Below are 14,729 nucleotides of genomic sequence, written 5' to 3' on the forward strand. Positions count from 1 at the left end.
GCCTTGCGGCGACAAGCCGCGGGTCCCAGCGCTCAGGGGCGACTCCTCAGCAGCAACTGGTTCAGTTCCTTCATCAGGGGGTAGGGGTAGTTGTCGATGTCGTTGGAGGCGGTGAAGATGAAGAGTTGCTGATCCGGGTAGTAGTCGAAGGTGGCATAGGAGTAGCCATTGGAGCCACTATGGGTGACTCTGGGGCTGCCACTCTCGGTCCGGATCAGCAGCCAGCCGTAGCCGTAGTAGGCGCTTTTCTCGGCGTTCTCGGCAATATGGGGTTTGAACATCTGCGCCCAGGAGCTTGGGCTGAGGATCTGGCCACGGCTCATGGCGACCGACCAGGCGTGCATATCCTGTGCCGTTGACAGGAAGCCTCCGGCCCCCTCAAACCAACGCCGGCCAGGGGACTGTCGCAGGTGCTGCAAAGAGTCGCCCACACTCCTGCTGTCGGGCTTCATGCGCAACTGGCGCTGCAGCCAGTTGGGATCGGCGCCGTAGTTGATGGCCAGCCGCGCCTGCGGCACGGTGAGCAGCCGGTAGCCGGTCTCTCTCAGACCGGCGGGCAGCAGAATGCTGTGCCGGATGAAGTGCTCCCATTCCTGGCCAGAGACCCGTTCGATGATCTGGGCCAGCAGGCTGTAGCCGATGTTGGAGTAGTGGTAGCGTTCGCCCGGGCGGGCGATCAGTGGCTGCGCCAGGATCTCGGTGCTGAGCTGGCTGGCTTCGACCTGGTCGTAGAGCGCACGGCCTGGCAGGCCGGCGGGCAGTCCCGAGGCGTGGCTCAGCAACTGGTGCACGGTAATGGCCTGCTTGTCGGCAGGCACGTTCGGGAAGTAGCTGCCGAGCGGCGCTTCGAGAGACAGCTTTCCCTGCTCGACCAATAGCATGGTGGCGGTGGCCGTGAACTGCTTGGTCAGCGAGCCGATGTCGAACACCGTGTACGCGTCCACGGCGCGTTGGCTGCTCCGGTCCGACTGGCCGAAGCCACGGTGATAGATCACCGAGCCCGCCTTGGCGATCAGGACGGTGCCCGAGAAGGCGGACTGCTCAAGCCTCTGCTGCCAGGCCTGCAGGGACGCCGGGGCGGAGCTCGTTGCGCGCGCAGGTCCACAGCTCGCGATGCACAGGATCAGGGCTGCGATCAGGGATACGCACGGGCCCAGTCGAGGTTGCGCCGGACCCAGCGCTCGTGGGTGGATCCGGGGCATGGATGCGCATGCCAACAGGGCGGTGGGAAAGGGCTGCGTCATCGGGCGACTCCGTTGGGGAAGGGCGCCACTATCGCCACGTAGCCCTCTTGCAAGCCAGCTCGGGATGACAGACAGCCGCTCGATCGGCATGGCCTGCAGCACGCCGCGACAAACGGCGGCCGCCCGCTTCACCCCTGTGCCGCCAGCACCTCCACCCGCAGCTGCTCGTGCAGCTCGCGCTTGAGCGCGGAAAACTCGGCCGTGGTCTTGACCGAGTAGTGGCGCGGGTGCGCGAAGGGCGAGGGCAGGTCGCTCTTGATGCGGCCCGGCCGCGCGCTCATCACCACCACGCGTGAGCCCATGAAGATGGCCTCGTCGATATCGTGGGTGACGAAGAGCACGGTCTTCTTCTCGCGCTCCCAGATGCCCAGGAGCAGCTCCTGCATCAGCTCGCGGGTCTGGTGGTCCAGGGCGCCGAAGGGCTCGTCCATCAGCAGAATGCGCGGCCCGTTGGCCAGGGCGCGGGCCAGGGCGGTGCGTTGCTGCATGCCGCCGCTGAGCTGCTTGGGGTAGTGGCCGGCGAACTTGGCCAGACCCACCTTGGCGATGAAGTCCTGCGCGATCTCCAGCTGCTGCGCCTTGGGCAGTCCGCGCTCGCGCAGACCGAAGGCCACGTTCTCCAGCACCGTGAGCCAGGGGAAGAGGGTGTAGCTCTGGAACACCATGCCGCGGTCGGCGCCCGGGCCCAGCACCTTGCGGCCGTCCAGCAGCACCTCGCCGCTGCTGGGCGCGTCCAGACCGGCCACGATGCGCAGCAGGGTGCTCTTGCCGCAGCCCGAGGGGCCGAGGATGGTCAGGAAGTCGTTTTCGGCCACCTCCAGATCGGTGGCCTGCAGGGCCACGGTGGATTGACCGTCACGGCCGGCGAAGCTGCGGGAGACGCCGCGGATGGAGAGGATGCTCACTTCAGAGGCTCCATGAATGCTTTCGGGCCGAGCGCCGGGCCGCCCCAAGCCGGCCCGCGTTGTCGATGTGCTTGCCGGTCGAACCGGCAAGCATCGGCGCCCCCTCGGGGGGCCGGCCAAGGTACTCCTTGGACGAGGGGCTCACAGCCTGGCCCAGGGAAAGAGCGAGCGGTTCAGTGCCTTGAAGGCGAAGTCGCTGATCAGGCCGATCAGGCCGATCACGATGATGCCGAAGATGATCTGGTCGGTGGCCAGCAGGGCCTGGCTGTCGGTGATCATGTGGCCGATGCCGCTGGAGGCGCCGATCAGCTCGGCCACGATCACATAGGTCCAGGCCCAGCCCAGCACCATGCGCAGGATCTCCGCGATCTCGGGCGCGGCCCCGGGCAGCAGCACACGGCTGATCAGCGTGCGGTCCGAGACGCCCAGGGTGTAGGCCGCCTCCACCAGATCGCGCCGCGTGTTGCCCACGGTCACGGCGATCATCAGGGTCAGCTGGAAGAAGCTGCCGATGAAGATCACGGCCAGCTTCTGCGCCTCGCCAATGCCCACCCAGAGGATGAGCAGGGGGATGAAGGCCGAGGCCGGCAGGTAGCGGGCGAAGGAGACGAAGGGCTCGAAGAAGGCCTCGACGGGCTTGTAGGTGCCCATCAGCACGCCCAGGGGCAGGGCCAGGGCGGCGGCGATCACAAAGCCGCCCAGCACGCGCCAGACGGTCATGCCAATGTCCTTGGCAAAGCCCATCTCGGTCAGCAGGATCCAGCCGGACTTCAGCATGGTGAGCGGGTCGGCCAGAAAGGTCTTGCTGACCAGGCCGCCGAAGGTGACGGCGGCCCACAGCGCGGTGAAGAGCAGGAAGAAGGACAGGCCCAGGGCCACGCGGGCCCGGGGCGTCACCGGGGTCAGGGGACGCATGCTGGCTTACTGGATGAAACGCGTATCGGCCAGCTTGGAGAGGTCGGGGATGGCCTTGATGATGCCCACCTCCAGCAGCAACTCGGCGGCTTCCTTGCTGAACTGGGCGTGCTCGCCGGCGAAGAACTTCTTGTTGGCCTCGCGGTCCTGCCAGCGCAGGAAGGCCTGGCTCTTCTCGAAGGCTTCGGCGCTCTGCTTCACATCGGCGCCCATGATCTCGAAGCTCTTCTTGGGATCGGCCTTGATCAGGGCCAGGGCCTCGAAATAGCTGTCGGCCAGGGCCTTGGCGGCCTTGGGGTTCTCGGCCAGGAATTTGGGCGTGCAGCCGAAGGTGTCCATCACCATGGGGTAGTCCAGGGTGGTGGCGAGGATCTTGCCGGCCTCGGGCTTGGCGCGCACCGCGCTGAGGAAGGGCTCGTAGGTCATGCCCGCGTCCAGATTGCCGGCGCCGGCGATCAGGGCATTGGCCGCGGCCTGGGGCTCCAGATTCACCACGTTCACGTCCTTGATGGACAGGCCGTTCTTCTTGAGCATCCAGGCCAGGGTGAAGTAGGGTGCGGTGCCGGGCGCACTGGCGGCCACGGTCTTGCCCTTGAGCTCGCTGATCTTGCTGATGCCGGGCTTGACCACCATGCCGTCGGCGCCAAAGCTCTTGTCAAGCTGGAAGATCTGGGTGGTGGCCACGCCATTGGCGTTCCAGACGATCCAGGTCTCCACTGTGGTGGCCGCGCATTGGATGTCGCCGGAGGCGATGGCCAGGTGGCGGTCCTTCTGCGGGATCTTCTTGATGCTGACGTCCAGGCCGTTCTTCTTGAAGAGGCCGGCCTCCTTGGCCAGGGTCAGGGGCGCAAAACCGGTCCAGCCGGAGATGCCGATGCCGACCTTGACCTCCTGTGCCTGAGCCGACAGGGCCAGGGTGGCGAGTGCGAATGCAGACAGGATCTTCTTCATGGTGCGAGGGCTCTCCGTTGGACTGAGGTGGGCTCAATGATGGTGCGCGCGCCCGGACTTGCCTCTCGGGAAACACCCGGTACAGCGCGCGCCAGGTATAGCGCTTGCTGCATGCAGAACACGTGCCAGTGGCGGGCGGCTTGTGCGCCTGCCGCGCGCCCGAACTCAGGGGCCGGACAGACCGCCCGCGCTCAGCAGGCGCTGATAGCTGCCGTCTGCCCGCAGCTGGGCCAGACCGCGGTTGAAGGCCTGGATCAGGGCCTCGCGCTGGGGATGTGTCTTGCGGATGGCCAGCATATGGTCCTTGAGCTCCAAGGCCGGACCGCGCCACGCGATGCTGCCGCCGAGATCGCGGCCTGCGGCACTGTCCAGATAATGCTGGCCCGCGGCCCGCGCACCAAAGGCCGTGTCCACCCGGCCGGTGGCCAGCATGCGCAGGCAGCCGGAGAGATCGAGATTCATCTGCAGCAGGGACTGATGCTCTTGCAAGGCGGCCGGCAGATAGGCGCCACGCTGCACACAGATGCGACTGGCCTGGGCCCGGCTCAGGGGCTCGGCCGGGCGCGGCAGGCTCTTGAGCGTGAAGTAGCCCAGTTCCACTTGGTAGTAGGGGCCGGCGTAGGCATAGAGCTGGTCACGCGCCTCATTGCGCCACAGCCCGGCGATCAGGCACTGCGCGGCCTCTGCTTCCTTGATGACGCGGGCCCAGGGCATGAAGCGCAGCTCGGCCCGGATGCCGGCGCGTGCGAAGGCCTGGACCGCGATACGGCCCAGGGGGCCGCCCTCGCTCAGACCCGAGGCATTGAAGGGTGCGAACTCGGACAGGCAGAGCTGCAGGGGTGCGGCCGCCTCGCCCGGCTCGCCGGTGGCCGGCGCTTCGGCGCCGGCCCCAAGCGCCAGACCCGGAGCCAGCAGGAGGCTCAGCAGTAGGCCCAGCAACGGCTGGCGCAGGAATGTGTGCATGGCGTCCGGATGAATGGGCACAGCCCGGCCACCATGCTAAGCGATGGTGAGCCGGGCTGCTCCGGGGCGGCCTGCGATGGGCAGGTTCGGCCTCAGCCGTAGACGCTCAGGGGGCTGTGGGCAAGGGCCACGCGCGCGACCGCGCCCTCGTTGACCAGGGCCGTGGCTGCCTCGATATCGGGCGCCAGATAGTGGTCGCTGGGCATGGCACGGCAGCGCTGGCGGATCAGGGCATGCGTCTGCTCCAGCGCCTGCGAGCTTTGCAGCGGGCGCAGGAACTCGATGCCCTGGGCGGCCGCCAGCAGCTCGATGCCGATGATGTGGGCCGTGTTGTCCAGCATCTGGGCCAGACGGCGCGCGCCGAAGGTGGCCATGGACACATGGTCCTCCTGGTTGGCGCTGGTGGGCAGGCTGTCCACGCTGGCCGGGTGGGCCAGGCTCTTGTTCTCGCTGGCCAGGGCCGCGGCGGTCACGTGGGCGATCATGAAGCCCGAGTTGAGGCCGGCGTTCTCGGTCAGGAAGGGCGGCAGGCGGGAGACGCCGGCGTCGATCAGCATGGCGATGCGGCGCTCGGCAATCGCGCCCACCTCGGCCACGGCGCAGGCCAGGGCGTCGGCGGCCAGGGCCACGGGTTCGGCATGGAAGTTGCCACCGCTGACCATGGCGCTGCTGCCGTCTTCGTTGGCAAAGACCAGGGGGTTGTCGGTCACGGCATTGGCCTCACGCAGCAGCACATCGCGCACATAGCGGGCCTGATCCAGGCAGGCGCCCATGACCTGGGGCTGGCAGCGCAGGCAGTAGGGGTCCTGCACCCGCTCATCGCCTTCCTGGTGGGAGGCGCGGATGGCGCTGCCCACCAGCAGCTGGCGGTAGGCGGCGGCGGCCTCGATCTGGCCCGGCTGGCCGCGCACCGCATGGATGCGGGGGTCGAAGGGGCCGTCGCTGCCGCGGGCGGCATCCAGGCTCAGCGCGCCCGACACCACGGCCGAGGCGTAGACGGTCTCGAAGCGCAGCAGGGCATCCAGGGCCAGGGCGGTGCTGGTCTGGGTGCCGTTGATCAGGGCCAGGCCTTCCTTGGCCTGCAGGCTCAGCGGGGTGATGCCCGCGGCCTGCAGCACCGGCAGGGCGGGGCGGCGCTGACCGTCCACCAGCATTTCGCCTTCGCCCATCAGAGCCAGGGTCATGTGGGACAGCGGCGCCAGATCGCCCGAGGCGCCCACCGAGCCCTGGCTGGGGATGTAGGGAACCAGGCCCTTGTTGAAGGCATCCAGAATGCAGCGCACCACGTCCAGGCGCACACCCGAATGGCCGCGGGCCAGGGAGGCGGCCTTGGTGGCCAGCATCAGGCGCACCACACCGGGGGCCATGGGCGCGCCCACACCCACGCTGTGCGAGCGGATCAGATTGAACTGCAGGGTGGCCAGCTCTTCCTTGCTGATGCGCTTGGAGGCCAGCTTGCCAAAACCGGTGTTCACGCCGTAGACGGCGGCGTCGCCGGCCGCATGGGCCTGGACGATGGCGGCCGAGCGCTCGATGGTGGCCACGGCCTGGGCGTCCAGGCTCAGCTGCACGCCGCCCTGGCGGATCTGGCGCAGCTGTTCCAGCGTCAGGGCACCGGGGGTGAGGGTGATCATCGTCATGGGGTCAGTCCTTGAGCATGGGCAGGTTCAGGCCGCGCTCCTTGGCGCAGGCCTGGGCAATCTCGTAGCCGGCATCGGCATGGCGCATCACGCCGGTGCCGGGGTCGTTGAAGAGCACGCGCTCCAGGCGCTTGGCGGCCGCGTCCGTGCCGTCGGCCACGATGACCACGCCGCTGTGCTGGGAGAAGCCCATGCCCACGCCGCCGCCATGGTGCAGGCTCACCCAGGTGGCGCCGCCGGCGGTGTTCAGCAGGGCGTTCAGCAGGGGCCAGTCGGACACGGCGTCGGTGCCGTCCTTCATGGCCTCGGTCTCGCGGTTGGGGCTGGCCACCGAGCCGCAGTCCAGGTGGTCGCGGCCGATCACGATGGGGGCCTTGAGTTCGCCCTTGCGCACCATCTCGTTGAAGGCCAGTCCAGCCAGATGGCGCTGCCCCAGGCCCAGCCAGCAGATGCGCGCCGGCAGGCCCTGGAAGGCGATGCGCTCGGCCGCCATGTCCAGCCAGCGGTGCACGCGGGTCTCTTCGGGGAAGAGCTCCTTGATCTTGGCGTCGGTCTTGTAGATGTCCTCGGGGTCGCCCGAGAGCGCCACCCAGCGGAAGGGGCCACGGCCCTCGCAGAACTGCGGGCGCACATAGGCGGGCACGAAGCCGGGGAAGTCGAAGGCGTTCTTCACGCCCTGGTCGAGGGCGACCTGGCGGATGTTGTTGCCGTAGTCCACCGTGGGCACGCCCATGGCCTGGAAGTCCAGCATGGCCTGCACATGCACGGCGCAGCCCTTGGCCGCGGCGTCCTTCAGCGTGGCATGCTGGGACGAGTCGGCCGCGGCGGCCTTCCACTGCGCCACCGTCCAGCCGGCCGGCAGATAGCCATTGATCAGGTCATGGGCCGAGGTCTGGTCGGTCACGATGTCGGGCTTCGGTGCCGTCCCCGCTTTCACGCGCTTGACCAGCTCGGGCAGGATCTCGGCCGCATTGCCCAGCAGGGCGATGGAGATGGCCTTCTTTTCGGCCGTGTACTTCTGGATGCGGGCGATGGCGTCGTCCAGATCGGCCGCCTGCTCGTCCACATAGCGGGTCTTGAGGCGGAAGTCGATGCGCGACTGCTGGCACTCGATGTTCAGGGACACGGCGCCGGCGAAGGTGGCGGCCAGGGGCTGGGCGCCCCCCATGCCGCCCAGGCCCGCGGTCAGCACCCAGCGGCCCGCCAGATCACCGCCGTAGTGTTGTCGGCCGGCCTCGGCGAAGGTTTCATACGTGCCCTGGACGATGCCCTGGGTGCCGATATAGATCCAGCTGCCGGCCGTCATCTGGCCGTACATCATCAGGCCCTTGCGGTCCAGCTCGTTGAAATGCTCCCAGGTGGCCCAGTGCGGCACCAGATTGGAGTTGGCCAGCAGCACGCGCGGCGCGTCCGCATGGGTCCTGAACACACCCACCGGCTTGCCCGACTGCACCAGCAGGGTCTCGTCCTCGTTCAGGGTCTTGAGCGTGGCGAGGATGGTGTCAAAGCATTCCCAGTTGCGCGCGGCCTTGCCGATGCCGCCGTAGACCACCAGCTCATCCGGGTTCTCGGCCACCATGGGGTCCAGATTGTTCTGGATCATGCGGTAGGCGGCCTCGGTGAGCCAGCTCTTGCAGTGCAGCTGGGTGCCGGTGGGGGCGCGAACGGGGCGGGCTTGCGAGCTCATGCGGTTCTCCGGAGCGTAGGGAATGCGCGGAACTCTAGTTGTCTATACAAGTAAAGTCAACTACCATCCGCGGCATGGCGACCATGGCACGCAAGACACCCTCAGGACCCGAGCCGCAGTACCTCAAGGTCAAGAACCATCTGCGCGACGGCATCGCCAGCGGTCGCTGGGTGCCGGGCGATCTGCTGCCCTCCGAAGCCGAGCTGGGCGCCGCTTTCGAGCTCAGTCGCATGACGGTCAACCGCGCCCTGCGCGAGCTGACGCAGGAGGGCATGATCGAGCGGGTGCAAGGCGTGGGCAGCTTTGTGGCCCAGCTGCACCGTATCTCCTCCACGCTCACGGTGCGCGATGTGCACGAGGAGATCGCCGCGCGCGGTCACCGGCACGAGGCGCGCTTGCACTCTCTGGCCAAGATCAAGGCCACGGCCGAGCAGGCGGCCGAGTTCGGCCTCAAGGCCGGAGCGCCGCTGTTCCACAGCGTCATCGTGCACTTCGAGAACGGTGTCGCCATCCAGTGCGAGGACCGGCTGGTCAATCCGGCCTGCGCGCCCGACTATCTGGCGCAGGACTTTGCCCAGGTCACGCCCACGCACTATCTGCTGCAAGTGGCTCCGCTGTCGGAAGCGCGCTATACCATCGAGGCGACATTGCCGGCCGGGTTGGAGGCCAAGCTCCTGGGCATTGCCCGGCGGGATCCCTGCCTGGTTGTGCGGCGCCTGACGTTCAGCCGCGGTGTCGCGGTCACCTCGGTGCGGCTGACCCACCCCGGGTCACGCTATCTTCTCGAAGGAGGGTTTCAGGCATGAGCTGGAGCATCATCTCGGCGGACCAGGTGGCGCCGCAGCGCTGGAAGAACAATGGCGGCTGGACCCGCGAGCTGCTGGCCTGGCCGCACCCGGCGCAGTGGACCCTGCGCATCAGCGTGGCGGACATCGAGGCCGACGGCCCTTTCTCGGCCTTCGAGGGGGTGCAGCGCTGGTTCGCGGTGCTCTCGGGGCATGGCGTGCGGCTCTACGACTACGAGCTGCATCCCGGCAGCGAGATCCTCAGCTTCGACGGCGCCCTGGCGCCCGACTGCGAGCTGGTGGACGGCCCCACGCGCGACTTCAATCTGATGCATCGCCGCGGCCAGGGCCGGATGCGGGTGCAGGTGGCCGATGAGCCCTTGGCGCCGCCCCTGGGCCAGTGGCTGGGCCTGTTCAGCGCCGCGGGCGGCACCCTGGTGCATGGCGGGCGCCGCATGCCGCTGGCGCCGCTGAGTCTGGCCTGGTGTGAGCAGCCGGCGGCCCAGCCCCTGAGCTTTGAAGGGCAGGGCAGTGCCTGGTGGATGAGCTGGAGCGAATGAGGACCGTATGACGGGTACGACGGACAAGACCTTGTGGCGCGGCGCGCGCCTGGCCACCCTGGACGGCGCCCAGCCCTGGGGCTGGGTCGAGCGGGGCGCCCTGATCACCGAGGGCGAGCACATCGCCTGGGTGGGCCCGGAAGCTGAGTTGCCCGCGGGCTTGGCGCCGGCCATCGAGCATGATCTGGGCGGCGCGGTCCTGACGCCGGGCTTGATCGACTCCCACACCCATCTGGTCTACGGCGGCCGGCGTGCGCGCGAGTTCGAGCTGCGCCTGCAGGGTGCCAGCTATGAAGAGATCGCCCGGGCCGGTGGCGGCATCCGCTCCACCGTGGCCGCCACCCGCGCGGCCGATGCGGCCAGCCTGCAAGCCCAGGCCCAGCGCCGTCTGGACACGCTGATCGGCGAGGGCGTGACCACCGTCGAGGTGAAGTCCGGCTATGGCCTGGACCTGGAGAGCGAGGCCCGCTGCCTGCGCGCCGCCCGCGCCCTGCAGGGCGCCCAGCTGCGTACCAGCTATCTGGGCGCCCATGCCCTGCCGCCCGAGTTCCAGGGCCGGCAGGACGAGTATGTGGACGCCGTCTGCGCCTGGATGCCCCAGCTGCAGCGCGAAGGCCTGATCGATGCGGTGGATGCCTTCTGCGAGGGCATAGGCTTCACGCCCGCCCAGACCCGGCGCGTGTTCGAGGCGGCCCGGACCCTGGGCCTGCCGGTCAAGCTGCATGCCGAGCAGCTCTCCGACCAGGGCGGCACCCAACTGGCCTGCGAGTTCGGGGCCCTGTCCTGCGACCATCTGGAGTACCTGAGCCCCGAGGGCGTGCAGGCCCTGGCCGCCAGTGGCACGGTGGCCACCCTGCTGCCCGGCGCCTACTACTTTCTGCGCGAAACCAAGCTGCCGCCGGTGGCGGCCCTGCGCGAGGCCGGCGTGCCCATCGCCATCTCCACCGACCACAACCCCGGCACCTCGCCCACGCTCTCCCTACTGCTGATGCTGAACATGGCCTGCACCCTGTTCCGGCTCACCCCCGAGGAGGCCCTGCGCGGCGTGACCCAGCATGCGGCACGCGCCCTGGGCCTGGCCGACCGTGGCCGCCTGGCGCCGGGCCTGCGCGCCGATTTCTGCGTCTGGGATGTGGAGCATCCCAACGAACTCTCCTACTACTTCGGCCGCAACCCGCTGCGTCAGCGCGTGTGGGGCGGCAAGCTGAGCTGAGCATGAGCACTGAATCCGTGTACACCCTGCGCCCCGGCAGCAGCCCGCTGCTGATCAGCATGCCCCATGTGGGCAGCGAGATTCCCGCCGATCAGCAAGCGCGCTACCAGGCGCGCGCCCTGCAGAGCGAAGACACCGACTGGCATCTGGAGCGCCTGTACGGCGAGATCGCCGCCGAGCTGGGTGCCAGCCTGATCGTGCCGCGCTACTCGCGCTATCTGATCGATCTGAACCGCCCACCGGAGGACACGCCCATGTACCCGGGTGCCTCCAATACCGAGCTCTGCCCCACCCGTTTCTTCAGCGGCGAGCCGCTGTACCGGGAGGGTCAGGCGCCCGACGCGGCCGAGAAGCTGCGCCGCCGCGAAGCCTACTGGCGTCCCTACCACGAGGCGCTGCAGGGTGAGCTGGACCGGCTCAAGGCCGAGCACGGCTATGCGCTGCTCTTCGATGCGCACAGCATCAAGTCGGAGCTGCCCTGGCTCTTCGAGGGCAAGCTCTGGGACCTGAACCTGGGCACGGCCGATGGCCGCAGCTGCGATGCCGCCATCACCCAGCGCCTGGGCGAGGTGCTGGCGGCGCAGAGCGGCTACAGCCAGGTGGTGAACGGGCGCTTCAAGGGCGGTCACATCACCCGCCATTATGGCCAGCCGGCGCTGGGCCAGCACGCGGTGCAGCTGGAGATGTGCTGGAGCTGCTATATGCAGGAGGACGGCAGCTTTGCCTATGACGAGGCCCGCGCCGCCCAGGTGCAGCCCCTGCTCAGGCAGCTGCTGCAGGCCCTGCTGGCCTGGAGGCCGGCGGCATGAGCGGCGGTACGCCACAAGCTTTCTGGGCGCCTCTGGCCTGGCTGGACGGGGGCTGGCAGAGCCAGGTGTTGATGGAGCTGGACGGGCGTGGCCACTGGACCCGCTTCAGCGCCGCCCAGGCGGCGCCCGCTGGCGTCCGGGTGCTCGACGGCCCGGTGATCCCCAGCCTGGTCAATGCCCACAGCCATGCCTTCCAGCGCGCCTTTGCCGGCTTGTCCGAGCGGCGCGAGAGCGCCAGCGACGATTTCTGGTCTTGGCGCGAGCGCATGTATGGCGTGGCCCTGCGCATCACGCCCGCCCAGCTCAAGGCCGTGGCGCGCCAGCTCTATGCCGAGTTGCTGGCCGGCGGCTACACCCAGGTCTGCGAGTTTCACTACCTGCACCATGCCGAGGACGGCAGCGCCTACCCAGGAGACGGCCTGGCCATGAGCTGGGCCCTGGCCGAGGCGGCGCAGGAGGTGGGCATAGGCCTGACCCTGCTGCCCGTGCTCTATGCCCATGCCGGCTTTGCCCAGCCCGCCCTGCGCCCCGATCAGCGCCGCTTTGCCACCGATGCCGACTGGGTCTGGAACGCCTGCCAGCGCATCAATGCCGCGGGCCTGCCCTTGGTGAATGCTGGCGTGGCCCTGCACTCCCTGCGCGCCGCCCATGCGGCCGACATCCAGGCCCTGCAGCGCCTGGTGGGCGAGGCGCCCGTGCCCATCCACATCCATATCAGCGAACAGCAGGCCGAGGTGCGCGACTGCCTGGCCAGCACCGGCCAGCGGCCCATGGCGCATCTGTGCAGCCAGTTCAGTCCCGACGCGCGTTGGCACTTGGTTCATGCCACCCACAGCACGGCGGATGAGATCCAGGCCGTGGCCGCCAGCGGCGCCAGTGTGGTGATCTGCCCCGGCACCGAGGCCAATCTGGGTGACGGTCTGTGCGATCTGCCGGGCTGGCTGGCCGCCGAGGTGCCGCTGAGCCTGGGCTCGGACAGCCAGGTCACGCGCGGCTGGGTGGAAGAGCTGCGCTGGCTGGAGTACGGTCAGCGCCTGGGCCTGCAGCAGCGCAATGTGGGCGCCGAGCCGGGGCGCCAGCCCGCCACGGCGGCGCGCCTGTTTGAGCGCATGCTGCAGGGCAGCGCCGCGCCTGCCGGTCTGCCCAGCTGGGGTCTGAAGCCCGGGGCCCGGGCTGACTTCCTGGTGCTGGACGCCCAGTCGGACGGTTTGCTGGGCCTGCCCGCCGGCCATTTGCTGGACGGCTTGGTGTTTGCCAGCGCAGGGAGTGCCCTGTCCCAGGTTTGGGTGGCAGGGCGGCAAGGTCTGACCCTGCCGCGGACCGCCGCCGGTGCTGCTTCGGTGCGCTCGGCGTTTGAGGAGGCGATGTGGGCGCTCTGGCGTGACTTTACGGCCTAGCACTTGCGCCACGCGCTAGCGCTCCTGACCCGGCTTGGATATGCTGGACGGCACAACGTCGTTGGCATCGTCAGGAGGCTCATATGTTGGACCTGAGGCGTTTTACGATCAAAGCGCGCCTGTACCTGCTGGCAGCCGTCTCGGCGCTGGCCATCGTGATCATCGGAGGCGACGGCCTGTGGAGTCTGCACAAGGCCCAGGTCAACTTCGAGCACTTTGCCGAGAACGATATGGAGGCGCTCAAGCAGCTCTCCCATGTGCGGGCGGGTGTCGGCAATCTGCGGCGCTACGAGAAGGATCTGCTGATCAATCTGGCGGATGCCAAGCTGGTGGAGCGCTACAAGAAGGACTGGGACGGCACCTTCGCCAAGGTCAGTGAGGGCCTTCAGTCCATCGCCAAGCTTGATGTGGCACCCGAGATCCGTAAGGTGCCGGAGCAGATGCTGCAGTCCCTGCAGTCCTACAAGAGCGGCTTCGATGGCATCCACCAGCGCGTCGTCAAGGGTGAATTCAGCGACACCGCCAGCGCCAACCAGGCCACCGAACCCATCAAGGGGCCGGTGCGGGAGCTGGACAAGCAGCTGGGCCAGGTCACCGAGCAGATCGACAAGCATGCCGAGGCCGAGGAGGCCCGACTGCGCGCCGAGGAGCGCAGCGCCCGAATCGCCCTGGGTTCTGTGGTGGTCATCGGCGTGCTCACCATTCTCAGCTTCACCTGGTTCAACCTGTCGTCCATTCTGCGGCCCCTGGAAGAGGCGGTCAGCACCGCCGAGCGCATTGCCGGACACGATCTCAGCGGTCGCGTGAGCGTGTCCGGACAGGATGAGACCGCCGCCGTGATGCGCGGCGTTGCGGCCATGCAGGAGTCCCTGGTGAATGTGGTGACCGGTGTGAGGCAGTCCACCGACAGCATTGCCACGGCCTCGCGTGAGGTGGCCATGGGCAGCCATGACCTGAGCCACCGCACCGAGCAGGCGGCCTCCAGTCTGGAGGAGACCGCCTCGGCCATGGAGCAGCTCACGGCCAGCGTGAATCACAATGCCGACTCGGCCCAGCAGGCCAATCAGCTGGCGCAGGATGCGGCCGAGGTGGCGCGCCGCGGCGGTGCGGTGGTGGGGGAGGTGGTCAGCACCATGGACCGCATCAGCGCCTCGTCCGCCAAGATCAGCGACATCATCGCGGTGATCGACGGCATTGCCTTCCAGACCAATATCCTGGCCCTGAATGCCGCGGTGGAGGCGGCGCGGGCCGGTGAGCAGGGCCGCGGATTTGCCGTGGTGGCCGGCGAGGTGCGAACCCTGGCCCAGCGCAGTGCCGAGGCGGCCAAGGAGATCAAGGCACTGATCACGGCCAGCGGCGAGAACGTGGACAACGGCGCCCAGCTGGTGCACAGGGCCGGCGAGACCATGAAGGAGATCATGGGCGCCATCGAGCGCGTGAGCAGCATCGTCTCCGAGATCAGCCACGCCACCGGCGAGCAGAGCACGGGCATCAACCAGATCGGTCAGGCCATCTCCAGCCTGGACGAGATGACGCAGCAGAACGCCGCCCTTGTCGAGCAGTCGGCCGCCGCCGCCCAGAGCCTGCAGCAGCAGGCCGAGGAGCTGGCGCGCACCGTGTCGGTCTTCAAGCTGGCCTGAGGCCGGGGCGCAGCCGCCCC

General features: G+C 68.5%; 13 protein-coding genes. 6 read left to right on the top strand and 7 right to left on the bottom strand.

Going from position 1 to position 14,729, the window contains the following annotated elements:
- Positions 1–32: 32 nt before the first annotated feature.
- From DFR39_RS17515 to hutU, 7 genes are all read right to left on the bottom strand, one after another.
- Complete coding sequence (locus DFR39_RS17515) at positions 33–1,244, bottom strand: serine hydrolase domain-containing protein (RefSeq protein WP_211343901.1); 1,212 nt, start codon at positions 1,242–1,244, stop codon at positions 33–35.
- A gap of 128 nt (positions 1,245–1,372) precedes the next feature.
- Positions 1,373–2,149: an ABC transporter ATP-binding protein gene (locus tag DFR39_RS17520; RefSeq protein ID WP_133605134.1), complete on the bottom strand. Its 777-nt coding sequence runs from the start codon at positions 2,147–2,149 to the stop codon at positions 1,373–1,375.
- Positions 2,150–2,290: 141 nt separating this feature from the next.
- On the bottom strand, positions 2,291–3,064 hold the full coding sequence (locus DFR39_RS17525) for an ABC transporter permease (protein ID WP_133605135.1): 774 nt from the start codon (positions 3,062–3,064) through the stop codon (positions 2,291–2,293).
- A 6-nt stretch (positions 3,065–3,070) separates the two neighbouring features.
- Complete coding sequence (locus DFR39_RS17530) at positions 3,071–4,015, bottom strand: ABC transporter substrate-binding protein (protein ID WP_133605136.1); 945 nt, start codon at positions 4,013–4,015, stop codon at positions 3,071–3,073.
- A 165-nt stretch (positions 4,016–4,180) separates the two neighbouring features.
- Positions 4,181–4,978 (bottom strand): substrate-binding periplasmic protein, encoded by a 798-nt coding sequence (locus DFR39_RS17535; RefSeq protein ID WP_133605137.1) that lies wholly within the window; start codon positions 4,976–4,978, stop codon positions 4,181–4,183.
- 92 nt (positions 4,979–5,070) lie between these two features.
- Entirely contained in the window at positions 5,071–6,618 is a 1,548-nt protein-coding gene (gene hutH / locus DFR39_RS17540) for a histidine ammonia-lyase (protein WP_133605138.1), read from the bottom strand.
- Between the two features lie 4 nt (positions 6,619–6,622).
- Positions 6,623–8,305 (bottom strand): urocanate hydratase, encoded by a 1,683-nt coding sequence (hutU, locus tag DFR39_RS17545; protein WP_133605139.1) that lies wholly within the window; start codon positions 8,303–8,305, stop codon positions 6,623–6,625.
- A 74-nt stretch (positions 8,306–8,379) separates the two neighbouring features.
- Between hutU and hutC the strand changes: the two genes are divergently transcribed.
- The 6 genes from hutC to DFR39_RS20425 all read left to right on the top strand — a co-directional run bounded on the left by hutC (position 8,380) and on the right by DFR39_RS20425 (position 14,709).
- Positions 8,380–9,111, top strand: a complete 732-nt coding sequence (gene hutC / locus DFR39_RS17550) for a histidine utilization transcriptional repressor HutC (RefSeq protein ID WP_425466545.1) — start codon at positions 8,380–8,382, stop codon at positions 9,109–9,111.
- Entirely contained in the window at positions 9,108–9,650 is a 543-nt protein-coding gene (locus DFR39_RS17555) for a HutD/Ves family protein (protein ID WP_133605140.1), read from the top strand. The genes hutC and DFR39_RS17555 overlap by 4 nt, the downstream gene beginning before the upstream one ends.
- A gap of 7 nt (positions 9,651–9,657) precedes the next feature.
- On the top strand, positions 9,658–10,863 hold the full coding sequence (hutI, locus tag DFR39_RS17560) for an imidazolonepropionase (RefSeq protein WP_133605141.1): 1,206 nt from the start codon (positions 9,658–9,660) through the stop codon (positions 10,861–10,863).
- Positions 10,864–10,865: 2 nt separating this feature from the next.
- Positions 10,866–11,672, top strand: coding sequence for an N-formylglutamate deformylase (hutG, locus tag DFR39_RS17565; RefSeq protein WP_133605142.1), 807 nt, complete (start codon positions 10,866–10,868; stop codon positions 11,670–11,672).
- Positions 11,669–13,069, top strand: coding sequence for a formimidoylglutamate deiminase (gene hutF / locus DFR39_RS17570; RefSeq protein WP_133605143.1), 1,401 nt, complete (start codon positions 11,669–11,671; stop codon positions 13,067–13,069). The genes hutG and hutF overlap by 4 nt, the downstream gene beginning before the upstream one ends.
- Before the next feature lie 83 nt (positions 13,070–13,152).
- Positions 13,153–14,709 carry a methyl-accepting chemotaxis protein gene (locus DFR39_RS20425; protein WP_133605144.1) on the top strand — a complete coding sequence of 519 codons (1,557 nt, stop codon included), beginning with the start codon at positions 13,153–13,155 and terminating at the stop codon, positions 14,707–14,709.
- The last annotated feature ends 20 nt before the right edge of the window (positions 14,710–14,729 follow it).

The organism is Roseateles asaccharophilus (assembly GCF_004362405.1).
Classification (GTDB): domain Bacteria; phylum Pseudomonadota; class Gammaproteobacteria; order Burkholderiales; family Burkholderiaceae_C; genus Kinneretia; species Kinneretia asaccharophila.